This is a genomic window from Geodermatophilus normandii (genome assembly GCF_003182485.1).
Lineage (GTDB): Bacteria > Actinomycetota > Actinomycetes > Mycobacteriales > Geodermatophilaceae > Geodermatophilus > Geodermatophilus normandii.
On record NZ_QGTX01000001.1, the window covers coordinates 1,234,210 to 1,257,953 of the forward strand.

Consider the following 23,744-nt stretch of genomic DNA (forward strand, 5'->3'; position numbering starts at 1 on the left):
GGAGCCCCGGCCCACCGTGGCGGACCGGGGCTCCGGGGCGGTGCGTCAGGCGGCCGGCAGGACGCCGAAGCCGGCGAGCCAGTCCTGGACGACGGGGACGTCCACCCGCTGCAGGCCGTCGATGTAGCGGCAGTTGCCGGTGTAGCCGTAGCTGGTGACGGTGACGACGTTCCCGGAGGGACCGAAGGCGGGTCCGCCCGAGTCGCCGAAGCAGGTGCCACCGCCGCCGCGGTCGTCGTGCTCGTTGCCGTTGACCTGCAGGATCTGCGCGGTCAGCTTCTGCCCGACGACGTCGGTGTAGCGGCGCACGAGCGGGTAGCTCATCGGCGTCGGCTTCTGCGGGCCGGAGTCGGGCTGGCGCACCTCGGTGCCGTAGCCGACCGCGGTGAACGTCGTCCGGTTCAGCCGCGGCTGGGCGTACCGGTCGAGCTCGTTGGGCGCGGCGATCTGCGCCGGGTCGATGCCGGTGACCGGGTCCTCGAGGACGACCACGCCGACGTCGTTCCAGGTGTCCAGGTCGGTGAAGTCCGAGTACTCCGGGTGGGTGTGCGCGGTGCCGGCGTACCAGTCCGACCCGTCGGTCTCCTCCTCGCCCGTGAAGCCCGCTGCGGGGTCCGCGGCGACCGGGAGGACCGGCGGGTCCGTGGGACCGGGGGCGGTCCGGGCGATGTCCGGGTCGAAGGTGACCAGGGTCTGGCCCTCGGTCCCGTAGGTGCAGTGCGCCGCGGTGAGGACCACCGTGGGGGACACGAGCGTCCCCGAGCAGCGGTAGCGGACGCCGTCGTCGTAGAAGGCCAGCAGCCCGACGTTGTCGTAGACGTTGGTGCTGTCGACCGTGCCCCCGGTGACCGCCCCGGCCGGTGCCGGCGCGACCAGCCCGACCGTGAGCAGTGCCGCGGTGCCGGTGAGCACCGCCTTCGTGCGTGCGTGCATCGTCGTCCCCTCGTCGCGGTGGAGGCGTCTCCCCCGAGGGGAACGAACCGGGTCCGGAACGGTTGCGCAACCCGGCCGTGCCGGTCGCCGCGACCCGGTCCGTCCCGGTCCGGGGACGGGCGCCCCCGCGGCCCGACCGGCGCCGGTGCCGGTCGGGCCGCCCGGGAGCGCCCGTCGTCGTCTCTCCGCAGTCCGCCGCCGGGCCCGGGCCGGCGCCCGCCGTCCTCGTCGCGGCGCCGGGCCGGTGACCGCGGCCGGGTCCCGGCGAGCGTCCACCTCGGGCCGCCGGGCGCCTGCCCGGCCGGGTCGTGCGCGGTCAGAGACCCGGGGAGGACGACGCGGCGGGTCGTCTCCCGCCGGGCACCGGCAGGACCCGGTCCTCCTCGCCGCGGCGGCCGTCGCCGGGCAGCCGCGCCGCGGGCGTCCGGGCCTCCCGGGAGGGTCCGCGCGCCGCCCTCGGTGGGGCGGTCGGCGGGGGGTCGAGGCCGGATCGTCGTGCGGAGGGGTCTGCTGCCGGCGGCGGGGGACCTGCTGCCGGTCGCCGCTCCGCCACGGGCGTCCGGGCCTCCCGGGAGGGTCCGCGCGCCGCCCTCGTGCGAGGCGGTCGGCGGGGGGTCGAGGCCGGATCGTCGTGCGGAGAGGTCGGTCGGCGGCGGGGTGCCGCGGAGGAGGGCCAGGGGGCGGCCGTGGTCGGCCGGGAGGACTGCTCGGGGAGCGGGCCGGCGGTCCGGCCACCCGCGGGGGAAGGGGGTGGCCGGGCCCGTCGAGCACGTCGACGAGGGGGCGGACGCACGTCCCCGGGGAGGGGGCGCGCTGCGGATCAGCCGGGAGCCGGTGGCGGCGGCCGGGGAGAACCCCGCGCCGGGTGCCCGCCCGGGTCGCCCCGGGTGCGCACCGCACCGGCGGTGCCGGTGCGGCCGGGCGCCCGCGCCGTCGGCCGCCCTGCGGCGGGCCGCGCCGGCCAGCCGGCCGGGCCAGCGCCGGCCCGCCGAGCGGGGGCGGCGGGGCGGGGCGGGAACGGCCGGGTGGAGCCGGCCGGGGACGGCGCCGCAGCGGGGGAAGACGCCGCGGGCCGGACCGTGGGGGTGCTCGGGAGCTCGGTGAGCACCACGGGGGCGTTCGGGACGGGCGCGGGCACGGGCCGCCGCGGGCGGCCCCAGGCCAGGTGCTCGCCGTCCGGGCCGCTGCCCCAGAGCGCCAGCCGCCGGACCAGGCCGGGACCGGCCGGCGGGACGACGACGGGAGCGGTCGGCCAGGCGGCGTGCACCCCCCGCGGGCCCGCGCCCCACATCGCCAGGCGCCGGACCGACGCGCGCAGCCGGGCGCGCCAGCGGGGGCCCGGCACGGCCACCGGTGCGGGTGCCGCGGCAGCGGGGGTCGCCGCGGGGACCGCCACGGCCGCGACGGGGACCGGGACGGCGGCCGGCGGGACCGGGCGCGGGCGCGGGACGGGCACCGGGCGGGCCGCCGGCAGGGGCGCAGCGTGCGCGGGGCGCCCGGCGAGCGGGTGAGCACGGCGCGGCGGGGGCGGGGCCGCTGCGGCAGCTCGTGCGCCCGGTCGAGCAGGCCGATGAGGCCGGCCAGGTCCAGGTCGTCCGGCAGGGTCGCCGACGACGGGGCAGGTGCCCGGTCGATCGCCATGCCGTCCTCCTGGGGGGTCTGTGTCCGCAGCAGGGGAAGGTGCTGCGGACAGGGAGAACGGTAGGGACGGCGGGCCTCGCGGACGGCCGATCGGGACACCTCCTCGAGGGCCCGTGACGCAACCGTTGTGGGGCCCTGACCAGCGGGTCGACGACCCGGCGCTGACGACGATGCCTTGTCGACCCGTCGACGGCCGGCGAGCGCGGCGGGCCGCCGCGGGGCCTCCGGTCACCCCGGGACACCCTCCGCCGCGCCCGGCGTGTCGGACCGCGGATCCCCGGAACGGCGCGGTCCGTTTGCCGGGTCCGGGGGGCCTGCCCAGACTCGTGCGGTGACCGACCAGCCCGCTCCGGACACGGCCGCGACCGGCGCCGCCGAGCCGGACACCAAGCTGCGCCGCGCCGTCACCGGCCCGCTGCTCTACCTGTTCATCCTCGGCGACGTCCTGGGGGCCGGGGTCTACGCGCTGGTCGGCGAGGTCGCGGGAGAGGTCGGCGGGGCGATCTGGGTGCCGCTGCTGGTGGCGCTGCTCCTGGCGCTGCTGACCGCCGCGTCCTACGCGGAGCTGGTCACGAAGTACCCGCGCGCGGGGGGCTCGGCGGTGTTCGCCGAGCGCGCGTTCCGCTCACCGGTGGTGGCCTTCCTCGTCGGCTTCTGCATGCTCGCCGCCGGCGTCACCAGCGCGGCGGGCCTCGCGCTGGCCTTCGCCGGCGACTACCTGGCCGTGTTCCTCGACGTGCCGGCCGCTCCCGCCGCGCTGGTCTTCCTGCTGGCCGTGGCGCTGCTCAACGCCCGCGGCATCCAGGAGTCCCTGCGCGCCAACCTGGTGATGACGCTGGTCGAGACCTCGGGCCTGGTGCTGGTCGTCGTCCTCGGCGCGGTGGTGCTGTTCCGCGGCGACGGCGACCTCGGCCGCTCGGTGGAGTTCCCGGCCGGGGTGTCCGCGGCGACCGCCACCCTCGCGGCGGCGCTGCTGGCCTACTACTCCTTCGTCGGGTTCGAGACGTCGGCCAACGTGGCCGAGGAGGTCCGTGACGTGCGGCGGGTCTACCCGCGGGCGCTGTTCGGCGCGCTGCTCACGGCCGGGCTGGTGTACGTGCTGGTGGGCGTCGCCGCGGCGGTCGTGCTCCCGCCCGGCGACCTGGCCGGCTCCAGCGGGCCGCTGCTCGAGGTGGTCCGGGCCGCCGACGCCGGCATCCCCGACCGGCTGTTCAGCCTGGTCGCCCTGATCGCCGTCGCCAACGGCGCGCTCCTCACCATGATCATGGCCAGCCGGATGGCCTACGGCCTGGCCGAGCAGCACCTGCTGCCCGCCGTCCTGGGCCGGGTGCTGCCGCGCCGCCGGACGCCGTGGGTGGCCATCGCCGTCACCACGCTGGTGGCCATGGGGCTCAGCCTGGCCGGTGACCTGGCCACGCTGGCCACCACGGTGGTGCTCCTGCTGCTGTTCGTCTTCCTCAGCACCAACACCGCGGTGCTGGTGCTGCGCCGCGACCGGGTCGAGGCCCCGCACTTCCGGGTGCCGGTGGTCGTCCCGGTGCTCGGGATCGTCTCGTGCCTGGTCCTGCTGTGGCAGCAGGAGGCGGGGACCTGGGCGTTCGCGGGGATCCTGCTGGCCGTCGGGGTGCTGCTCTACGTGGTGACGGCGCTGCCGCGGCGCCGGGCGGAGGCGCGGGAGCGCACGCCGGTCAGCTGAGGCGGGCGCGGACCGCCGCCGCCAGCCGGGCCGCGGCGCCGTCGTCGGTGGTCAGGAACAGGCTGGGCTCGGTCAGCTCCACCTCGATGACCTGCGGCGCGCCGTCCTCGCCGGGCACGAGGTCGACCCGGGCGTAGAGCGGCACCGTGCCGGTCCGCTCCCCCACCCAGGCCAGCACCCGGTCGCCGAGCGCCTGCTGCTCCGCGGTGGCGGTGCGGGCGGTGATCTCCTCCTCGGCGTACAGGCCCGGGCCGAGGGCCTCCCCCGCCAGCAGGGCGCCCTTGCCGAACGCGTGGCTCGCGGCGCCGTCGAGGTACACCAGGCCGGTCTCGCCCTCGGCGTCGAGCCGGTCGAGGTAGGGCTGCACCATGACCGCCCGGCCGCTCGCCAGGATGCCCTCCGCGGCCGCCCGTGCCTCCGCCCGCGCCGCCGGTGCGAAGCGGGCGGTGTCGCGGGCGCCGGCGGAGACCACGGGCTTCACGACGACGTCGCCCGGCCAGCGGGCCAGCGCGGCGTCGACCTCACCCGGCTGCTCCGCCCAGGCGGTGGGCACCACGGGCACCGCGGCGTCGGCGAGCTCCCGGAGGTAGCGCTTGTCGGTGTTCCACGTGAGGACGCCGGCCGGGTTGAGCAGCCGGGTGGCCGACTCCACCCGGCGCGCCCAGGCGAGGAACTCGTCGCGGCGCGGCGCGTAGTCCCAGGTCGACCGGACGACGACGGCGGCCGCTGCGCCCCAGTCGACGTCGGCGTCGGCCCAGTCCGCGGACGACGCCGTCAGCCCCTCGGCGGCCAGGGCGGCCAGCAGCAGCGGCTCGTCCTCGTCCTTCCCCGCAGCGGCGGCACAGCTGGCGATGAGGACGTCGGGCACGCCGCGATCCTGCCGCACGCCGTCTGCTGGGATGGTCCCCGTGGCTCCTCCCCCCGCGCGGCCCCTGGTGATCGACACCGATCCCGGCATCGACGACGCCCTCGCCATCCTGCTGGCGCTGGCCAGCCCGGAGGTCGACCTGCGCCTGGTGACCACCGTGCACGGCAACGTGGAGCTGCCGCAGACGACGGACAACGCGCTGCGGGTGCTGCACCTGGCCGGCCGCTCCGACGTGCCGGTGGCCGCGGGCGCCGCCGAGTCGCTGGTGTTCCCCCAGCCCGAGCGCGCCGGGCACGTGCACGGCGTCACCGGCCTGGGCGGCGTCGAGCTGCCGCCCTCCCCCGCCGCCGTCGACCCGCGCCCGGCCGTCGTCGCGCTGGCCGAGCTGCTGCTGGCCTCCGACGAGCCGGTGACCGTGGCCGCCATCGGGCCGTACACGAACGTGGCGCTGCTGCTGGCCACCTACCCCGAGGCGGCGGAGCGGATCGACCGGCTGGTGCTCATGGGCGGCTCGGCGGGCCGCGGCGGCAACGTCACCGCCGCGGCGGAGTTCAACGTCTGGTCCGACCCGGAGGCCGCGGCGCGGGTGCTCGGCTCGACGGTTCCCACGGTGCTCGTCGGCCTCGACGTCACGCTGCCCACCGTGCTCGGCGAGGACGGCGTCGCCCGCTTCGCCGCGGCGGGGCCGGTGGGGGCGGCGGCCGCGGCGATCCTGCAGCAGTACCTCGACCACGCCCGGACGGCGTACGGGACCCCCGGCGTCGTCGTCCACGACGCGCTGGCGCTCACCGAGGTGATCGTGCCGGGCACGCTGGGCACCGTCCGCCGCGACGTCGTCGTCGACACCGGTGGCGGGCCCTCCCGGGGGCAGACGCTGGTGGACCGGCGGTCGGTGTCGGACGCGCCCACGGCGGTCGACGTCGCCGAGACCGTGGACGGCCCCGCGGCCGTCGAGTTCCTGGTCGACCGGCTGGCCGGCCTCGCCGCACGGGTGGGCTGAGCCGCCCAGCGCCAGCCCTAGCGCTGGGGCGGCCCGACGACGGAGTCGACGATGCCGGCCGCGATGTCGCGCAGCTTGCGGTTGTAGCGCTGGGAGGCCTCGCGGAGCAGTTCGAAGGCGGCGTCGGCGTCGACGTGCCGCTGCGCCATGAGCACGCCCTTGGCCTGCTCGATGACCGCCCGCGACCGCATCGCCAGCTCCATGTTGCGGGCGTGCTCGCCGAGCAGGGCGTGCGCGTCGGCGTTGGCGACGGCGACGGCGACCACCTCGGCCACCTCGCGGGCGACCTCGGCGGACTCCTCGGAGGCGAAGGCCCGCGGCTGCGTCGAGTAGTTGTTCAACGCGCCGATCGTGGTGCCCTGGTACGGCAGCGGCATCGACAGCGAGCTCCGGACGCCGACCTCCACCACGCGGGCGACGTAGGCCGGCCAGCGGGTCTCGGTGTGCATGTCGTCGATCCGCAGGACCACCCCGGCCCGGCCCGCGTCGAGGCAGGGGCCGTAGCCCTCGTCGTACTGCATCTCGTCGGCGGCCAGCGACATCTCGCCGTGGTGGGCGGCCGTGGTGGCGGTGTCCCCGCGGATGAGGGTGATCGACGTCGACTCCGCACCCGGGACGTGCTCGGAGGCGAGGCGGGTGACCTCGCCGAGGACGTCGCCGAGCTCCCGTTCGGCCAGCTGCAGCCGGCTCAGCGCGCGCCAGAGGTCCTCCACGCCGCCCATCCTGCCCGTCACGGAGCCGGACGGGGAGCCCGGGAGCGGTCGCCCGCGCCCCCGGTGCGCCCCCGCCGCTGCGCCGTGCTGGGGTTTCGGCCAGGATGGACGCCGGTCGACCGGAGCGGACGCGAGGGGGAGGCGGATGGGCCAGGACGCGTGGCCGTGCACCCCCGTGCCCTCGGTGGCCGGCGACGTCTGGCACTGGCAGCTCGAGGCGATGCACGTCGTGTCCCGGGTGCGCGCCGACCTGCGGGCCCGCATCGCCCACCCCTCGGTCAGCACGTCGTCCACCGAGGACGCGCGCGACGGGCTGCTGCTGGTCTTCGAGGAGCTCGCGTCCAACGCGCTGCGGCACGGCGGCGGCGACGTCCGGGCGCTGGTGGTGGCCAGCCCCGCCGGCTGGCTGCTCGACCTCAGCGACGAGGCGCCCGACCGCCCGCCGGTGCCCGCCGTGGACCGCGACCCCTCGCTGGGCGGGATGGGCCTGCACCTGGTGGCGCAGCTGTCGGTCGACTACGGCTGGGAGAAGCGGCCCGGCCGCAAGCACGTGTGGGCCCGGCTCCCCTCGGGCCTGCAGCCGATCGAGGGGTTCGGCACCCAGGGGCTCGGTGGTCAGGTGCCCGAGCCGCGCGCCCCGGAGATCCCGCGCGACTGACCGCCCCCAGCGGCCGGTGCGGGCCGGGGCCTCACGCGGAGTCGGCCACCGGTGCGCCGTCGTGCTCGGCGCGGGCGCAGTGCGCGCAGCAGTAGAAGGAGCCGTCCACGACGACACCGTGGCCGACCACCTTCACCCCGCAGTGCTCGCAGATGGGCGCCATGCGGTGGATGGCGCACTCGAAGCTGTCGAAGGTGTGCCGGGCCCCCTGGGCCACCACCTCGAAGCTCATGTCGTAGTCGTTGCCGCAGACCTCGCAGACCGCCATGGTCCCTGTGTGCCCCGGCCGGGCGCGCCGGACACCGCCGATCAGCCGCTGCGGCGCGCCGTCCAGGTGGAGACGAAGTCCCGCAGGCTGCGGGTCGGCCGCAGCCAGGCGCCGTCCGGCGGGAGGGCGTCGAGCCGCACGCGGTCGAGCGGGGCGGCGAAGGCGCCGGGGACGTCCTCGATGTCGATGAACTCGAGCAGGTCCGAGCCGATGGCGTAGCCGGCCACCTCGCTGAAGGCCACGACGACGACCTGCGTGCCCGTGCGGGCCAGCTCCTCGAGCGGCTCGGCGAAGTTGCGCCCGTCGCCGGAGAAGACGACCAGCCGCCGCAGCCGGTGGCTGTGCTCGCGCACCGCGATGTGGTCGAGCATCGCCTGGTCGATGTCGTCGTCGGGCTGGCTCTTGGGCCGGGCGAAGACGGCGTAGCCGAAGCCGCGCAGCGCCTCCACCCAGCGCTGCAGCGAGCCGACGACCGGCGGGATGTTGGCGAAGACGCAGGCCTCGACCTCGGGCGCGTCCGGGGCGGCCGGGTCGCCGGCGCCGTCGACGAACCAGGCGGCGATCGCGTCGAAGCGCGGGCGGGAGGCGGCGGTGGGCCGCGCGCCGATGACCGTGGACAGGGTCATGTCGATGTTCGGCGCGTCCCAGATCAGCAGGTCCAGCGCCGGCCGACCACGACCCTCGTCGTGCTGCGGCTCGGTGACGGGGGCCTCTGCGCTGGTCGTGGTCACGGGGGCAGTCTGCCCGGTGGCCGCCACCGTCGGGACCGGGGCCGGGGCCGGGGCGGGCAGGCGTGTGGCGGGCAGGGGTGCGGCGGGCGGTGCGGGCGGCGGTGGCCCGGCCGGCGCGGTGGCCCGGCGGACGGCGCGCCGTCGCCCGCTCGGGGGCACCCCGGTCAGCAGTGCGCTCCTCGTCCTCAGCGCAGCTGGCCGGCGAGCGCCATGGCGCAGGAGTCGCCGCCACCGGCCTCGACGCGGTGCGCCCAGCGCTCGACGTCCCCGGCGGCCATCGGGTGGGCCAGCAGGTAGCCCTGCGCCGAGTCGCAGCCGGCCTCGCGGACCATCCGCAGGTGCTCGGCGGTCTCCACGCCCTCGGCGACCGACCGGATGCCCAGGGTGTGCGCGAGTTCGACGATCGCCCCGAGCACCGCGCCGGTGCCCCCGGCGGCCAGCCGCTCGGCCGCGGTGATGAGCGAGCGGTCGATCTTGAGCGTCCCGATCGGCAACGCCATCAGCTGGGCCAGCGAGGACCACCCCGTGCCGAAGTCGTCGATGGCCACCCGCACGCCGAACCCGCGCAGGATGGCGAGCTGGTCCTCGGCGCGGGTCGGGTCCTCGGCCACGCAGGTCTCGGTGAGCTCGAGCATGAGCTGCTCGGGGGCCAGGCCGGACTCGTGCAGCGCCGTCCGGACGTCGCGCACCAGGGTCTCGGTGGAGAAGTGGCGGGCGCTGATGTTGACCGCCATGCGCAGCCGGAGACCCTGCCGCGCCCACTCGGCGGCCTGCCGGGTGGTCTCGCGCAGCAGCCACCGGGTGATCGGGATGAGCTGGCCGGTCTCCTCGGCCACGGAGAGGAAGGCGTCGGGCGCGAGCAGGCCGCGCTCGGGGTGCTGCCAGCGCAGCAGCGCCTCCACGCCCTCGACCTCGCCGGTGTCGAGCCGCACGACCGGCTGGTAGTGGACGACGAACTGGTCGAGGGCGCCGTCGCGCAGCCGGGTGGCGACGTCCATGCGCCACCGGGCGGCGTCGCGCAGACCCGGGGAGAACAGGTGCACGCGGTCGCGGCCGGCGGCCTTCGCCGCGTAGCTGGCGGCGTCGGCGTCGCTCAGGAGCTGGTGGGCGTGGCGCAGGCCGGGCTGGGCGACGGCGACCCCGATGCTCGCCGACACCGGGACCGACACCCCCGCCGCGACGAACGGGCGGGCGAAGGACCGCTGCAGGCGGAAGGCCAGCGACGCCGCCTCGGGGGTGTCGCAGGAGTGCGCCAGGACGACGAACTGGTCGCCGCCGAGCCGGCCGACGGCGTCGCCGGGGCGGATCTGGCCGGCCAGGCGGGCGCCCACCTGGCGGAGCAGCTCGTCGCCGACCTCGGAGCCCAGCGAGTCGTTGATGGTCTTGAAGCCGTCGATGTCGAGGAAGAGCAGGGCGGTGCGGCCGGCGTCGTCGGCCAGGGCCTCGCCGATCAGCTCGAGCAGCCGGGCCCGGTTGGGCAGTCCGGTCAGGTCGTCGTGCGTGGCCTGCCAGGTCAGGCGCTGCTGGTCGCGGACCCGCTCGGTGATGTCGGTGTGGGTGACGACGAGCCGGCCGTCCTCCTCCGCGCGGGCCGCCTGCAGCCGCCACCAGGCGGGGCCGTCGGGGAGCGCGATGGAGTAGTCGCAGGCGAAGGTGTGCGTCGGTCCCACGGACGGCACCGCGCGGAGCTCGGCGAGTCCCCCCGCGATGCGGGCGACGTCGTCGCGGGACACCCCCTGGGAGACCCGCGCGAGGTAGTCGTCGCCCACCTCGGCGACCTCCCAGCCCCCCGCGCGCACGACGTCGGCCAGCGCCAGCCAGCTGCGGTTGACGGTGCGGATCCGGCCGGCGCGGTCGATCAGCACGGTCGGTGAGGGGAGGGCGTCCAGGACGGCGGTGGTCTGCCGGAGGGCGTGCGCCTGGGCGGCCTGCGCGCGGTGCCGGGAGTCGACGTCGCGGATGAACACGACCAGGCCGGTGCTGTCCGCGGAGGCGCGGACCTCGAACCAGCGGTCCCGCGGCCGGTGCAGGTACTCGAAGACGCGCGGGCGGCCGTCCGCGAGCGCGCCACGCAGCTCTGCCTCGAACTCGGTGTCGCGGAGGTCCGGGATGCAGTCGAGCACCGTCCGCCCGAGCAACGTGTCCGCGGGCCGGCCCAGCAGCGACTCGAGGGCGGCGTTGAGCCAGGTGAAGCGCCACTCGCGGTCCAGGTGGCAGACCGCGTCCGGGACGCTGGCCAGCAGGTGCGGCGGCGGTGCGGCCGTGCCTGCGTGGTCGGATTGGTGCACGCGTGATCTCTCCCCCTGCCGCACGCCGGGACCCCTCGGGGCGGGTCTCCGGTGCCGGACCGGGACGATGGGAAGTCGGTCCGTGCGCGACGGCTACCCGAGAGTAGTGGAGCCGTCGGGTATCAGGCAGGGGCGATCGACGATCGCTCGACGATCCGCCGGACGGGGACGCCGGCGGGCAGTGTGCCGAGGACCGCTCCCCAGTCCCCGCCCAGGCGGGTGGCGCAGAAGGCATCGGCGACCTCGGGCGGCGCGAAGCGCAGGAGCAGGGAGCCCTGCAGGCACTGGGCCAGCAGGGCGGCCACGCGGCGGGCCCGCAGCGGCAGCGCCTCCCGGTCGCCGAGCTCGGCGGACAGCCGCTTCACGGCGTCGTCGAACCGGGCGTCGGCGCCGCGGGCGAGCTCGACCTCGGCCGTCACGGCGGCCAGCGACTCGCTGCTGCGGCCCAGTGCCCGGAGGACGTCGAGCGCGATGACGTTGCCCGAGCCCTCCCAGATCGAGTTGAGCGGGGCCTGCCGGTAGAGCCGGGGCATGCCGGACTCCTCGACGTAGCCGTTGCCGCCCAGGACCTCCAGCGCCTCGCCGACGACGGCCGGGGTGCGCTTGCAGACGAGGAACTTCGCGGCGGCGCCGGCCAGCCGGAGGAACGCCGACTCGCCCGCGTCGAGCGCGGCCGCGAGCCGGACGGCGAGCGCGGTGGCGGCCTCGCTCTCGACGGCGAGGTCGGCCAGCACGTTCTGCATGAGCGGCTGGTCGGCCAGCAGCGCGCCGAAGGCCGAGCGGTGGCGGGCGTGGTGGATCGCCTGGGTGAGCGCCGCGCGGACCGTGGCCGCCGAGCCGATGACGCAGTCCAGCCGCGTCGTGTTGACCATCTCGATGATCGTCGGCACGCCCCGGCCGGGCTCGCCCACCAGCCAGCCGGTGGTGCCGTCGAACTCGACCTCGCTGGAGGCGTTGGCGCGGTCGCCGAGCTTGTCCTTGAGGCGCTGCAGGCGGAAGACGTTGCGGCTGCCGTCGGGGAGCACCCGCGGGACCACGAAGCAGGACACGCCCTCGTCGAGCTGGGCGAGGACGAGGAACAGGTCGCTCATCGGGGCGCTGGTGAACCACTTGTGCCCGGTGAGCGCGTGGCTGCCGTCGGGGTTGGCGACGGCGCGGGTGGTGTTGGACCGGACGTCGGAGCCACCCTGCTTCTCGGTCATGCCCATGCCCGCGACCAGGCCGGGCTTGGCGGCGGGATCGGTGAGGCCGGGGCGGTAGCCGGTGGCGGTGAGGCCGAGCTCGTAGCGGGCGGCGAGGGCGGGCGCGGCCCGCAGCGCCGGGACGGCGGCGTAGGTCATGGTCACCGGGCAGCCGTGGCCGGCCTCGACCTGCGTCCAGCCCAGGTAGCCGACGGCGCGGCGCACGTGGGCGTGCCGGTAGCCGGCGTCGGCCGCGGCCCAGGGCGCCCCGGCGAGACCGTGCTCGAACGCGGTGGCCATGAGCTCGTGCCAGGCGGGGTGGAACTCCACCTCGTCGATCCGGTGGCCGTAGCGGTCGTGCGTGCGGAGCACCGGGCGGTTCTCGTCGGCCAGGCGGCCCCACTCGCGCGCCTGCTCGCTGCCGGCCACGGCGCCGAGGTCGGCCAGCGAGGCGAGCGTCGCCTCGTCGGCGTGCCGGACGCAGGCCTCGGCCAGCGCCGCGTCCCCGGCGATCGGGTCGTGCCCGACCAGCGGCGGGACCTGGTTGGTGACCTCGTGCGTCGCACTCACGCCGCGCACCGTACGACCCGCCGTGTCGCCGCGGTCCCACCCTCCGGCTCGCGGCCGCACGTCCGTTCCACGTGGAACGCCGGGGCGGGGACGGTCAGAAGGGGGGCGGGTCGTCGTCCGGCTCGTCCGGTGGTGGGTCGGGTGCCGGCGGTGGTGGTCGCATGCCCGGGGGCCGTGTCGTGCGGGTGATGCCCGAGGGTGTGGTCAGGGTGAGCACCCCGTCGGCGCTCATCGAGAACCGCCATCCGCGCGAAGGCATTGAGCCGGTGGTGGCTGTGGCACAGGCAGCACAGGTCGGCGCAGTCGGTGGCGCCGCCGTGGGCGTGCGGGATGACGTGGTCGGCGTCGGCCCAGCCCATCCACCGTCCGCGTTCCGCAGGTCAGGACGGGGTCAGCTGCGGTCGAGCGGACGCACGAGGCGGCCGATCGCGAGCTGGGCGAGCGGCGCGTACGCCGCGACCACGGGGAGTGGCCCGTCGATGCGCAGGCCGGTCGTGCTGCCGCCACCGGGACCGTCGGCCACCCAGTGCACGAGGTGCAGCCGCACCGGTCCTGCGGTGACCGTCCAGGCCCACTGCCGGGCCGCCTCGTCCACCGACTCGACGACGAACGGCAGTGTCACCCCGAGCGGGCCCCGCACGCGGCCTTCGACCCCGGCGGCCAGCCGCGGCACGGGCACCTGGACACCGGTGATCTGCGGCGCCCACGTGGGCCACCGCGCCGGCTCCGCGTAGCGCTCCCACGCCTCCGCGGGCGCCACCGGCCCGGTGGCGTGCAACGTCACCGCGCTCATGCGGGCGGGCCGCCGAGCAGCAGCTGGCGCAGCATGTGCAGCGCCAGGACGACGGAGCGCTCGCGCACCGCCGTCCGGGAGCCGTGCAGCCGGACCGAGCGCGTCTGTTGCCCGGACGGGCCGACCGCGCACAGGTGCACGGTGCCCACCGGCTTGTCCGGCGTCCCGCCGCCGGGGCCGGCGATGCCGGTGATCCCGACGCCGACGTCGGCACCGAACCGCTCGCGCGCCCCCTCGGCCAGCGCCAGCGCCACCTGCGGGCTCACCGCGCCGAACTCGGCCAGCATCTCCCCCGGCACCCCGACCAGGTGCTCCTTCGCCGAGTCGGCGTAGGAGGTGATCCCGCCGAGCACCCACGCCGACGACCCCGCCCGCTCGATCAGCCGCGCCACCAGCAGCCCGCCGGTGCACGACTCGGCCGTGGCGATCGTGAGGCCCTGGTCGGACAGCGCGCCGGCCACCAGGTCGTCGAGCGTCGGCCCGGTCGAGAACAGCGTCGCCGCGTACTCCTCGGCCAGCGCCGTGGCCAGCCGGTCGTAGGCGGGCTGGGCGTCGGGGGCGAACCGGGTGACGATCTCGAGCTCGCCCTCGCGCAGGCAGGTGGTGATCTCCAGGCCGCCGAGCCCGTCCTCGAGCCCCCGCAGCGTGGCGGCCAGCTGGGCCTCGAGCGTGCCCCAGAGCCGGATGGTCTCCTCCCGCAGCTCACCGGCCCCGGACAGCACCTCCCGCACCGGCCCGGCGGCCAGCGCGGCCGGCCACATGCCCTGCAGCTCCGACGGCGGCCCGGGCAGGACGACGACGACCGGCCCGGTGCGCCCGTCGGCCGGCGGGACGACGAGGCCCGGCGCGGTCCCCACCGGCTCGAGCACCGTGGCGCCCGCGGGGACCATCGCCTGCTTGCGCACCCCGGCCGCCGTCGCCTCCGGGTCCGCCCGCCAGCCGCGCCGGGACATCAGCCGCTCCACGACGACGGCGACGCGCTGCTCGAGCTCCGGGTCGACGTCGAGCGGTCGTCCCTGGACCTCACCCACGACCGCCGCGGTGAGGTCGTCCGCGGTGGGGCCCAGCCCGCCGGAGGTGACCACGAGCTCCACGCCGCTGCCGGCGAGGTACCTCAGCGCACCCCTCACGTCCTCGGGCCGGTCGCCCACGACGAGGACGGTGCCGACGTCGACGCCGGCCCGCCGCAGCTCCTCGGCCAGCCAGGGCCCGTTGCGGTCGGCGACCCGGCCGGTCAGGACCTCGGTGCCGGTGACGACGATGCCCGCGCGCGTACCCACCCGGCCGACAGTAGGTCCGGCGCGGGTCCGGGGCAGGCCGACCGGACCCGCCGCCGCACCTCCCCGACCCGGCCGGGCGCCGCGGATAGCGTGCGGGGAAGGACCGGTCCTCCCTCGCGGACCGGCTGCCCGCCGTCCCTGGAGGAGAGAGCACCCGTGACCACCTCGCCCCCGCCGGCCGCCCCGCGCACCCAGGAGATCCCCGTGACCGGGGAGGGTGCCACCGCCACGGGCGCCACCGCCGTGCACACCGAGGGGCACACCGCCGTCCCCTCGACCGCCCCGGCCACCCTCCCGCCGTCGGCCATGCCCGCGCCGGCGTACCCGGTGACCACGCCCCAGCCGGCGACGGCGGCGGACCCGGCGCACGGGCACGGGCAGCACGCGACGCCCTCCTCCGGCGGCCCCCAGCCCACCGGCCCCCTGGACTCCCTCCTCGGTGCCCCGCCCGTCCCCCCGCCGGCCGCTCCCGCCGCCCGGCCGGAGGCACCGGCGGCGCCCGGGCCCGCGAGCGCCGCGCGACCGCGTCGCGCTCGTGGCCGCGGGCCTGGCCGCGCTGGGGCTCGCGCTCCTCGAGCTCGGCCTGTCGTTGCGTTCGGGGGGCTCGGCGCTGTGGGGTGACGTGCCGGCGTGGTCGGCGTTCGCCACGCTGTGCGCGCTCCTCGGCGGGACGGCCGCCGCGGTGCGGCTGGTGCCGGCGCTGCGGCTGCGGCCGGCCGGCGCCGAGCGGATCGCGCTGGGCGGGCTCACCGGCCTGGCGGTGTTCTGGGCGCTCGTCGTCCTCCCCCGCGCCGACACCGACCGCGGGTTCGTGCTCACGATGGCGCTCGCGGCGGTCGCCGCCGCCGTCTGGCTGGTCCCCGGCCGCCGTCGCTGACGCCGGGGCGGGCCCGGCGGTTCAGCCGGCGCGCCCCCAGCCGTTGCCGCGCCCGTTGCCCCCGGCGTTGCTGTTGGCGTTCGCGTTGCCGTTGCCGTTGCCGTTGCCCGGGGTGTCGTCGACCGGCGGGGTGGCCGGCGCGGGATCCGGCACGGGAGCCGGATCCGGAGCCGGAGCCGGGGCGGGCGCGGGGGTCGTCGGGAGCGCGTCGGCCACCTCCGTGGCCTGGCCGGCCGGCGCCGAGGGCCACGCGGGCGGCCAGTAGGGCCGCGGGTCCGGTTCCGGGGACGGGCTCGTGCTCGGTGTCGACGACGGCGCGGGAACGGCCGCGGCCACCGTCAGCGTGACCGTCTCCCCCGGGTCCAGCCGCCCGACGGGGGTCGCGGCGGTGACGATCCCCGGAGCGGCGTCCGCGGTCTCCACCACCACGCGGCGCACCCGCAGGCCGGCGGCGACCAGCTGCTCCTCGACCTCGTCGGCGGACCGGCCGACGAGGCTCGAGCGGCGGACGTCGACGCCGCCGTCGGCGGAGGTCGGGCCGGCCTCCGCGGTCGTCACCGGTGTCTGACCGGGCCCGGCCACCTGCAGCACACCCACGCCGAGGGCGGCACCGACCGCGAGGGTGGCCACGCCGGCGAGCGCGCGCCCCGCCCGGCGCGGCGGGCGCGGGGGTGGAACGGCCGCGACCGCCGCGGGCAGCGGCGCGGTGACCGGCGTCGGGGCGGGCGGCAGGGCCCGGCCGGCACGGACGGTGGCCACCGCCTCGCACACCGCCGCGCCGTCGGCGAGCCGGCCGGCGGGGTCCTTGACCAGCATCCGGGAGACCAGCTCCCGCACCGGTCCCGGCAGGTCGTCCGGCAGCGGGTCGGGCTCGTCGCGGATCTGCCGCAGCGCGATCTGCACCGGGTGCTCGCCGTCGAAGGCCCGCCGCCCGGCCAGGCACTCGTAGGCGACCATCCCGAGCGCGTAGACGTCGCTGGCCGGGCCCGCCTTGCCGCCCGCCGCCTGCTCGGGCGCGAGGTAGTGGGCGGTGCCGACGACCTGGCCGGTGCGGGTCAGCGGCGCGCTGCCGGCCGACCAGGCGATGCCGAAGTCGGTGATCCGCACGATGCCGTCGTCCCCGACCAGGACGTTACCCGGCTTGACGTCGCGGTGCACCACGCCCGCGTCGTGGGCGGCGGCCAGCGCCGCGGCGGTCTGCCCCACGAGGTCGAGCACCCGGTCCGGCGGCAGGCGCCCCTCGCGGGCCAGCAGCGCCGACAGCGGCTCGCCGTCGACGAGCTCCATGACCAGGTGGGCGACCACCTCGCCGTCGTCGGTCACCGCCTCGCCGTAGTCGTGGAGCGCGGCGATGTTGCGGTGCAGGAGCCGGCCGGCCAGCCGCGCCTCGGTGCGGAAGCGGCTGCGGACGGTCTCGTCCTCGGTGTACTCGCTGCGCAGCAGCTTGACCGCGACGGGCCGGTCCAGCAGCGCGTCGCGTCCCCGCCAGACCTGGCCCATCCCGCCGGTGGCGAGCAGGCCGAGCAGCTCGTAGCGGCCGCCGACGACGCGTCGCACGGGGCTGGTGCCCATCACACCTCCTCGGACCGGGTCAGCCGGCGGTCGATCCTCCCGCAACCGGGGAGCTGCTGCTCGCCGTCGTGGGCGTCGTGGGCTCGGTCGGGGACGACGTCGTCGTGCCCGTGGGATCCGGCGACGTCGTCCTGGGCGTCGTCGTCCTGGTCGTCGTCGCCGTGGCGGAGCCGCTGGTGGCCGTGCCGCTGGTGCCGGTGCCCGGTCCCGTCGTGGCTCCCGGCCCCGTGCTGGCCCCCGTGCCCGGGTCGGCCGCGGAACTGCCCGCCGCCGTGGACGACGTCGGCGCCGCGGCCTCGGTGGTCGTCGCGGTGCTCCCCGGGGCCGGGTCCGGGGCGGGCGCGACCGGCTCGACCACCCGCCCGGGCGCGCTGTCCCCGGTCACGGCCGAGACCTCGCCGTCGGCGTCCCCTCCGGAGGAGGACGAGCCGGTGCCGCGGCCGCCGGACGGCGCCACGGCGAAGGTGACGACGACGTCGTCGCCCGGCTCGAGTTGCACGCCCTCGGGCGACACGCCGAGCACGCGGCCCGGGACGGCCGAGCCGGTCACCTGCTCGCGCCGCTCCACCCCGAGGCCGAGGGCGGACAGCTGGGTGGCGACGTCGTCGATCGGGCGGCCCACGTAGTCGCCGGCGTCGAGCACCACGCCGCCGTCGTCGTCGCGGGTCTGGGCGGCGGCGACGGGCCGGGTGCCGGGGTCGGTGAGCGCGGAGAAGACGACGGCGGCCAGCCCGGCGCCGAGGAGCAGCGCCAGCAGCGGGACCAGCACGGCCGCGACCCGGCGCCGGGGAGGCGGCGGCGGGCTGCTGCGCCGCGGCGACCGGGGGCCGGGCAGGACCGGGTCCGCCGCCTGGGTGGGCGGCCCGGCGTCGAGGACGGCGGGGACGCCCACAGCGGGCGTCGCGGACGGCACCGCAGCCGGCACCGCAGCCGGCACGGGCGACGGCTCGAGGGCCGGCAGCCGCCCCGCGCGGGCGTCCGCGATCGCCGCGACGAAGGCGGCGCCGTCGGCCATGCGGGCCGCCGGGTCCTTCGACAGCGCGCGGCGGATGAGCGTGCGGACGTCGCCGGGCAGGGTGTCCGGCAGCGGCTCGGGCTCCGACCGCAGCTGCTTGAGCGCGATGGTGACCGCGTTGTCGCCCTCGAAGGCCGGGTGGCCGCTGAGGCACTCGTAGCCGACGAGGCCGAGGGCGTAGACGTCGCTGGCGGGGGTGGCGAGGTGCCCCTCGGCCTGCTCCGGCGAGAGGTACTGCGGGGTGCCGATGACCTGGCCGGTCTGGGTGAGCGGGACGCTGCCGGCCGACCAGGCGATGCCGAAGTCGGTGATCTTCACGCTGCCGTCGGCGCGGACCAGGATGTTGCCGGGCTTGACGTCGCGGTGCACGAGCCCGGCGCGGTGTGCCTCGGCCAGCGCGGCGGCGGTCTGCTCGAGCACCGACAGCGTGGTGGCGGTGTCCAGGTGCCCCTCGCGGCGCAGCAGCGCCGACAGCGGCTCGCCCTCGACCAGCTCCATGACGAGGTAGGCCAGCGTCTCGCCGGTGTCCCCGGCCGTGTCCCGTGCCGTGGTCTCGCCGTAGTCGTAGACCGCGGCGATGTTGGGGTGGTTCAGCGCGGCGGCGTGCTGGGCCTCGGCGCGGAAGCGGGCGAGGAAGGTCGGGTCGCCCGTGTACTCGCTGCGCAGCACCTTGACGGCGACGGGTCGGTGCAGCAGCTCGTCGGTGCCGCGCCAGACCTGCCCCATGCCGCCCGAGGCGATGAGCTGGAGGAGCTCGTAGCGGTCACCGAGCATCCGGCGACCTGGTTCCACCACGGGACCGCTCCCATCACTGCCGACCCTGCTGTCGGCGCCGTCCGTCTCGGACGACCGCCCCCATCCGCAGAGGTGCCCGGGTCGTCCGAGACCACACATACTCCCAGCAGCACCACCCGTCCGGGGAGCCTCGTGCGTCACGGCTGCGCATCGACACGGCGACGCGCCGACGACACCCCGGCAACGCGCCGGGGTGTCAGCCGTCGAACAGGGCGCGGCCCCACCAGTCGCCGTCGTCGCGCACGCCCGGCGGGCACGCGAAGACGGCCGAGGAGGTGTGGCGGACGTACTCGTTCATCGCGTCCAGGCGCAGGTTGCGCTGCACCTGGACGAACCCGGTCTCCGGGTCCCGCTGGAAGGCGATGAAGAACAGCCCGGCGTCGAGCCGGCCGAGCCCGTCGGAGCCGTCGACGAAGCTGTAGCCGCGCCGCAGGATCGCCGTCCCGGAGTTGGTCGGGTGGGCCAGGAACACGTGGCTGGTCTCCGGGACGGCGAACTCGCCGTCGACCTGCTTGGTGAAGTCCACCGGGTCGAACTCCCCCCGCTGCCCGAGCGGGGCACCGCTGCCCTTGGTGCGGCCGATGGTGCGCTGCTGCTCGTCGAGCGAGGAGCTGTCCCACGGCTCGACGAGCATCCGGATCCGCCGCGTGACGAGGTAGGAGCCGCCGCGCAGCCACTCCGCCCTGCCACCCTCGTCGTCGCCGACCCAGACGAAGCGGTCGAGCGCGCTGCCGTTCTCGGCCTTGAGGTTGTCGGTGCCGTCCTTGAACCCGAAGAGGTTGCGCGGTGTGGCCTGGGCGGTGCTGGTCGACGACGTCCGGCCGAATCCCAGCTGCGACCAGCGCACGCTCACCACGCCGGCGCCGATGCGCACCAGGTTGCGGACGGCGTGGACGGCGACCTGGGGGTCGTTGGCGCAGGCCTGGATGCACAGGTCGCCGCCGCTGATCGCGGGGTCGATCTGGTCGCCCGGGAACGCGGGCAGGTCGACCAGCGGCGCGGGCCGGCGGGCGGCCAGGCCGAAGCGGTCGGCGCCGTCGGCGGTGGTGAACAGCGTGGGCCCGAACCCGACGGTGAGCGTCAGCCCCGACGCCGGCAGGCCGATCGCCTCGCCGGTGTCGTCGGGCGGCGCGTACTGCGACCCGTCGACCGCGCCGACCGGGCCGGCGTCGCGGCCGGCGGTCATCCGCCGGGCGGCCTCGGTCCAGTCCTGGAGCAGCTGGACGAGGTCGTCACGGCTGTCGGTGGTGACGTCGAGGGCGACGAAGTGCAGCCGGTCCTGGGCGGGCGTGACGATCCCGGCCTGGTGCTCGCCGTGGAAGGGCACCGCGTCGGTGGGGGACGCCCCGGCCGCCGGCGCCTCGTCCGCGGTGGCCCGGCCGATGGCACCGCCGGCCGCGCCCGCGGCGAGCACGCCGGCGGTGCCGGCGCCGAAGGCACCGAGCAGGCGGCGACGCGACAGCCCGGCCGGTTGCTGCTGGGTGGCCGGCTGCTCAGCGGTCGATCCCGTCATGGCTCCCTCGTCGTGGCTCTCTCGAGGTGGGGACGAACTCGTCCGTCCCAACGCCCCGCGGACACCGGCGCGTCCCCGGCGCCGGTGTCGCGCGGGTCACTGGTCCGCGACGACCGCCGCGACCTGGCCGACCGACTCCGACAGCGCGGTGATGCTGTCCGACAGGCCGCGCAGCTGGTCCTCGGTGAGCTGGTCGTGCAGCGTCCAGCCGCCGTCGGTGCGGTACTGCTCGAGCTCGGCCTCGGTGGCGGCGAACCGCTCGTCGATCTCGGCCACCAGGTCGGGGTCGGCCTCCTCGAGGTAGGGGCGCAGCGCCTGGACGGCGGCCTCGGAGCCCTCGAGGTTGGCGGCGAAGTCCCACAGGTCGGTGTGCGAGTAGCGGTCCTCCTCGCCGGTGATCTTGCCGGTGGCGATCTCGTCGAGGAGGGCCTTGGCGCCGTTGGCCAGCTGCAGCGGCTCCAGGGTCGTCCCGTTGGCGAGGTCGACGATCTCCCGGACGTCCGCCAGCAGCTGGTCGGCGTACGGGGCCATGCCCTCGGTGGTGCCGCCGACCCACAGCGCCTGCTCGATGCGGTGGAAGCCGGTGAAGTCCTCGCCCTCGGCCTGGTCCCCCTCGCGGCCGTCGATGCGCGGGTCGAGGTCGCCGAACACCTCCGCCACCGGCTCGATGCGCTCCCAGTAGGTGCGGGCCACCGGGAACAGCGCCTTGGCGCCCTCGACGTCCCCGGCCTCCACGGCGTCGACGAAGGCGGTGGTCTGCTCGAGCAGCGCGCCGGTCTGGCTCTGCACGTAGCGCTGGTAGTCGGTGCTCGCCTGCGCGAGGGTCTCGTCCTCCGACAGCGAGGTCGCCTCGCCGGTGATCGTGAGGTCGCTGCGGATGCCGTCGCCGACCATGCCGGGCTTGCAGGCGGTCTGGTAGGTGCCGGCCGGCAGCTCGACCAGCAGCTCCCGGGTCAGACCGGGGGCGATGTTCTCGACCTCGCCCATCACCCGGTCGCCGTCGGCGTAGACGTAGAACTCGGTGACCTGGCTGCCGGAGTTGGTCACCTGGAACTCGTGCGTGCCGGCGGGCAGCTCGCTGCTGGCGACGTCGCAGGAGTCGTCGGACGCCGCGACGGTCACCGTGTCGGCGGCCTCGCCGCCCGAGGCGCCGCCGGACCCGGCGTCCGCGCCGCCGCAGGCGGCGGTGGTCAGCGCGGCCAGGAGGCCCGCGGTGAGGAGGGGGAGGCGGCGGTCACGCACGGACATGCTCGGTGGTCTCCGGCTGCTGGGAGGGGGTCCGGGCCGGGGTGGCGCCGGGGGGCTGGGGAGCGGCCGGGGCGGACGCGGGCGTCCGGGCCGGCCAGAGGAAGGCGGCGAGGACCGGCAGCAGGTAGGCGACGTGGGCGACCGTCTCGAGCACCGTGGGCGCCGCGGTGACGTTGAAGATCCCGGCGATCGTCGCGCCGTACCAGCTGGTGGGGTCCAGGACACCGGAGACGTCGAAGGCCAGGACGTCGAGACCGGGCAGGACACCGGCCTCCTGGAAGTCGTGGACCCCGTACTTGAGGATCCCGGCCGCCACGAGGACCAGCAGGACGCCGCTGACGGTGAAGAACCGCGACAGGTCGATCCGGATGGCGCCGGCGTACAGGCCGGTGCCGATGACGACGGCGGTGAGGACGCCGGCGGTGATCGCGACCAGCGGCGTCGCCGTCGTGGTGGCGCCCTGGGCGGCGGCGTAGAAGAGCAGCGTGGTCTCCAGGCCCTCGCGGACCACGGAGAGGAAGGCGATCCCGGCGACGGCGAGCGTGCCGACGCCGATCGCGGCCTCCAGCTTCCCGGTCAGCTCGCCCTTGAGCCGGCGCGCGGTGCGCCGCATCCAGAAGACCATCCAGGTGACCAGCCCGACGGCGAGCACCGAGGTGATCGCCTCGAACAGCTCGCGCGAGCGGTAGTCGGCCAGCAGCGTGGTCTCGGTGTAGGTGAGCAGCGCGCCGAACAGCACCGAGATCGCGACGGCGGCGGCCACGCCGGCCCACAGGGGCAGCAGCTGGCGGCGCCGGCCGGACCTGACCAGGTAGGCCACGAGGATGCTGACCACCAGGGTGGCCTCGAGACCCTCACGGAGGCCGATGACGTAGCTGGCGAGGAAGGCCTGGCCCATGGCTGACCCATCTGTCGGCGGCGGGGGGACCCCCGCGTCCGGGACTGAGGGCAGGCACACCTTACTCGCCGCGGCGGGCCCGGCCAGTCCCCCGCCGAGGCAGCTCCACCGCACCCGGGCGGGTGCGTGGCAGGGTGACCGGCATGTCCGAGACGACGACGGGAACGGCCACCACGGTGACCCGCGAGGACGCCGGCGGCGTCGCGACGGTCACGCTGCAGAAGCCGGGCATCTCCCGGGCGATGCGCCGCGAGCTGCTCGAGGTGGTGCAGGGCATCGCCGAGGACGGGTCGGTGCGCGCGGTCCTGCTCACCGGCACCGGCCGCGCGTTCTGCGTGGGCCAGGACCTCGGCGAGCACGTGGAGTCGCTGCGCGGCGACGCGGCGACGTCCCTCTCGGTGGTCGAGGACGAGTACAACCCGCTGGTCCTGGCGTTGTCGGCGCTGCGGGTGCCGGTCGTCGTCGGCGTCAACGGGGCGTGCGCCGGAGCGGGCCTGGGGCTGGCGATGGCCGGTGACCTGCGGGTGGCCGCCGCCGGCGCCAAGTTCACGACGGCGTTCACCGGCATCGGCCTGTCCAGCGACTCCGCGCTCGCCGCCCGGCTCGTGCACAGCGTGGGCGTCGCCCGCGCCACCGAGCTGCTGCTGCTCCCCGACGCCTTCCCGGCCGAGACCGCGCTGCAGTGGGGCCTGGTGCACCGGGTGGTCGAGGCCGGCGAGGTGGCCGGTGAGGCGCGGGCCCTGGCCGAGCGGCTCGCGGCCGGGCCGACGGCGGCCTACCGCGCGGTCAAGACCGTGCTGGCCACCGCGCCGACCGACTCGCTGGAGGCGACGCTCGCGCTCGAGGCCCGGCTGCAGACCGAGCTCGGCCGCACCGCCGACCACGCCGAGGCGGTCGAGGCCTTCCTCGCCAAGCGCCCGCCCCGGTTCACCGGCAGGTGAGCCGACAGCGCTACAAGGGCCCCTCGGCTCCACGGAGCGCGATGCCGGGGTCGCCCGGAGTACCGACACGGTGGGGTCCGTCCGGCCACCCGGTCCGGCACCCGGGTGCGGCTGCCGCACGGTGACACGGTGGTCCCCACGCGAGTGGAGGGGGCCACGGTGGACGCAGGCACGGCCGGGACGGCCGCGGGGGAACGGCCGCTGCCGCGCCGGCCGGTCCGCCCCGGGGACGCCGCGGACCGGCCGGCCCCGGCGCGCCCCCGCT

The 23,744-nt window shown here is 76.8% G+C and carries 20 protein-coding genes and 1 pseudogene; 5 read left to right on the forward strand and 16 right to left on the reverse strand.

Features of this window, described 5'->3' with window-relative positions; translation table 11 throughout:
• Positions 1 to 45 precede the first annotated feature (45 nt).
• Positions 46 to 933 (reverse strand): S1 family peptidase, encoded by an 888-nt coding sequence (locus JD79_RS06135; protein WP_110004801.1) that lies wholly within the window; start codon positions 931 to 933, stop codon positions 46 to 48.
• Positions 934 to 1,753: 820 nt separating this feature from the next.
• Positions 1,754 to 2,329: a hypothetical protein gene (locus tag JD79_RS06145; protein ID WP_146220398.1), complete on the reverse strand. Its 576-nt coding sequence runs from the start codon at positions 2,327 to 2,329 to the stop codon at positions 1,754 to 1,756.
• 576 nt (positions 2,330 to 2,905) lie between these two features.
• On the opposite strand from JD79_RS06145, the gene JD79_RS06150 reads away from it, so the two are divergent.
• The gene (locus tag JD79_RS06150) at positions 2,906 to 4,270 is read left to right on the forward strand and encodes an APC family permease (protein WP_110004804.1); all 1,365 of its coding nucleotides are present in this window, start codon (positions 2,906 to 2,908) and stop codon (positions 4,268 to 4,270) included.
• Here the strand turns inward: JD79_RS06150 and JD79_RS06155 are convergent.
• Complete coding sequence (locus JD79_RS06155) at positions 4,263 to 5,138, reverse strand: ATP-grasp domain-containing protein (RefSeq protein ID WP_146220399.1); 876 nt, start codon at positions 5,136 to 5,138, stop codon at positions 4,263 to 4,265. The two genes, JD79_RS06150 and JD79_RS06155, sit on opposite strands and share 8 nt — an antisense overlap.
• 40 nt (positions 5,139 to 5,178) lie before the next feature.
• Here JD79_RS06155 and JD79_RS06160 point away from each other — a divergent pair, with 40 nt between their 5' ends.
• Positions 5,179 to 6,138 (forward strand): nucleoside hydrolase, encoded by a 960-nt coding sequence (locus tag JD79_RS06160; protein WP_245899798.1) that lies wholly within the window; start codon positions 5,179 to 5,181, stop codon positions 6,136 to 6,138.
• Positions 6,139 to 6,155: 17 nt separating this feature from the next.
• Here JD79_RS06160 and JD79_RS06165 read toward each other — a convergent pair whose 3' ends face one another.
• Entirely contained in the window at positions 6,156 to 6,860 is a 705-nt protein-coding gene (locus JD79_RS06165; RefSeq protein WP_110004807.1) for an ANTAR domain-containing protein, read from the reverse strand.
• A gap of 136 nt (positions 6,861 to 6,996) precedes the next feature.
• On the opposite strand from JD79_RS06165, the gene JD79_RS06170 reads away from it, so the two are divergent.
• Positions 6,997 to 7,509, forward strand: a complete 513-nt coding sequence (locus JD79_RS06170; RefSeq protein WP_110004808.1) for an ATP-binding protein — start codon at positions 6,997 to 6,999, stop codon at positions 7,507 to 7,509.
• A 31-nt stretch (positions 7,510 to 7,540) separates the two neighbouring features.
• Here the strand turns inward: JD79_RS06170 and JD79_RS06175 are convergent, their stop codons facing one another.
• From JD79_RS06175 to JD79_RS06205, 7 genes and pseudogenes are all read right to left on the reverse strand, one after another.
• A complete protein-coding gene (locus JD79_RS06175; protein ID WP_110004809.1) occupies positions 7,541 to 7,777 on the reverse strand; it encodes a hypothetical protein in 237 nt (78 codons plus the stop codon).
• 41 nt (positions 7,778 to 7,818) lie between these two features.
• Positions 7,819 to 8,508, reverse strand: a complete 690-nt coding sequence (locus tag JD79_RS06180; protein WP_245899802.1) for an NYN domain-containing protein — start codon at positions 8,506 to 8,508, stop codon at positions 7,819 to 7,821.
• A 185-nt stretch (positions 8,509 to 8,693) separates the two neighbouring features.
• On the reverse strand, positions 8,694 to 10,796 hold the full coding sequence (locus JD79_RS06185; protein WP_245899803.1) for a putative bifunctional diguanylate cyclase/phosphodiesterase: 2,103 nt from the start codon (positions 10,794 to 10,796) through the stop codon (positions 8,694 to 8,696).
• 122 nt (positions 10,797 to 10,918) lie between these two features.
• The gene (locus JD79_RS06190) at positions 10,919 to 12,547 is read right to left on the reverse strand and encodes an acyl-CoA dehydrogenase family protein (RefSeq protein WP_110007479.1); all 1,629 of its coding nucleotides are present in this window, start codon (positions 12,545 to 12,547) and stop codon (positions 10,919 to 10,921) included.
• 94 nt (positions 12,548 to 12,641) lie between these two features.
• Positions 12,642 to 12,915, reverse strand: a pseudogene (locus JD79_RS23530) (HNH endonuclease); the annotation flags it as partial.
• A gap of 23 nt (positions 12,916 to 12,938) precedes the next feature.
• Positions 12,939 to 13,340, reverse strand: coding sequence for an SRPBCC family protein (locus tag JD79_RS06200; protein WP_110004811.1), 402 nt, complete (start codon positions 13,338 to 13,340; stop codon positions 12,939 to 12,941).
• Positions 13,337 to 14,620 carry a competence/damage-inducible protein A gene (locus tag JD79_RS06205; protein ID WP_110004812.1) on the reverse strand — a complete coding sequence of 428 codons (1,284 nt, stop codon included), beginning with the start codon at positions 14,618 to 14,620 and terminating at the stop codon, positions 13,337 to 13,339. Before JD79_RS06205 ends, JD79_RS06200 begins: the two co-directional genes overlap by 4 nt.
• A 535-nt stretch (positions 14,621 to 15,155) precedes the next feature.
• Here JD79_RS06205 and JD79_RS06215 point away from each other — a divergent pair.
• Positions 15,156 to 15,497, forward strand: coding sequence for a hypothetical protein (locus JD79_RS06215; RefSeq protein WP_110004814.1), 342 nt, complete (start codon positions 15,156 to 15,158; stop codon positions 15,495 to 15,497).
• Positions 15,498 to 15,518: 21 nt separating this feature from the next.
• On the opposite strand, the gene JD79_RS06220 is transcribed toward JD79_RS06215, so the two are convergent.
• The 5 genes from JD79_RS06220 to efeU all read right to left on the reverse strand — a co-directional run bounded on the left by JD79_RS06220 (position 15,519) and on the right by efeU (position 22,538).
• On the reverse strand, positions 15,519 to 17,069 hold the full coding sequence (locus JD79_RS06220; protein ID WP_110004815.1) for a serine/threonine protein kinase: 1,551 nt from the start codon (positions 17,067 to 17,069) through the stop codon (positions 15,519 to 15,521).
• Between the two features lie 19 nt (positions 17,070 to 17,088).
• Positions 17,089 to 18,879 carry a serine/threonine protein kinase gene (locus JD79_RS06225; RefSeq protein WP_245899805.1) on the reverse strand — a complete coding sequence of 597 codons (1,791 nt, stop codon included), beginning with the start codon at positions 18,877 to 18,879 and terminating at the stop codon, positions 17,089 to 17,091.
• A 196-nt stretch (positions 18,880 to 19,075) separates the two neighbouring features.
• The gene (gene efeB, locus JD79_RS06230; RefSeq protein ID WP_110004817.1) at positions 19,076 to 20,392 is read right to left on the reverse strand and encodes an iron uptake transporter deferrochelatase/peroxidase subunit; all 1,317 of its coding nucleotides are present in this window, start codon (positions 20,390 to 20,392) and stop codon (positions 19,076 to 19,078) included.
• 96 nt (positions 20,393 to 20,488) lie between these two features.
• Positions 20,489 to 21,640 carry an iron uptake system protein EfeO gene (gene efeO, locus JD79_RS06235; RefSeq protein WP_110004818.1) on the reverse strand — a complete coding sequence of 384 codons (1,152 nt, stop codon included), beginning with the start codon at positions 21,638 to 21,640 and terminating at the stop codon, positions 20,489 to 20,491.
• Positions 21,627 to 22,538: an iron uptake transporter permease EfeU gene (gene efeU / locus JD79_RS06240; protein WP_110004819.1), complete on the reverse strand. Its 912-nt coding sequence runs from the start codon at positions 22,536 to 22,538 to the stop codon at positions 21,627 to 21,629. The genes efeO and efeU overlap by 14 nt, the downstream gene beginning before the upstream one ends.
• A gap of 143 nt (positions 22,539 to 22,681) precedes the next feature.
• Here efeU and JD79_RS06245 point away from each other — a divergent pair, with 143 nt between their 5' ends.
• Entirely contained in the window at positions 22,682 to 23,479 is a 798-nt protein-coding gene (locus JD79_RS06245; protein WP_110007480.1) for an enoyl-CoA hydratase-related protein, read from the forward strand.
• The last annotated feature ends 265 nt before the right edge of the window (positions 23,480 to 23,744 follow it).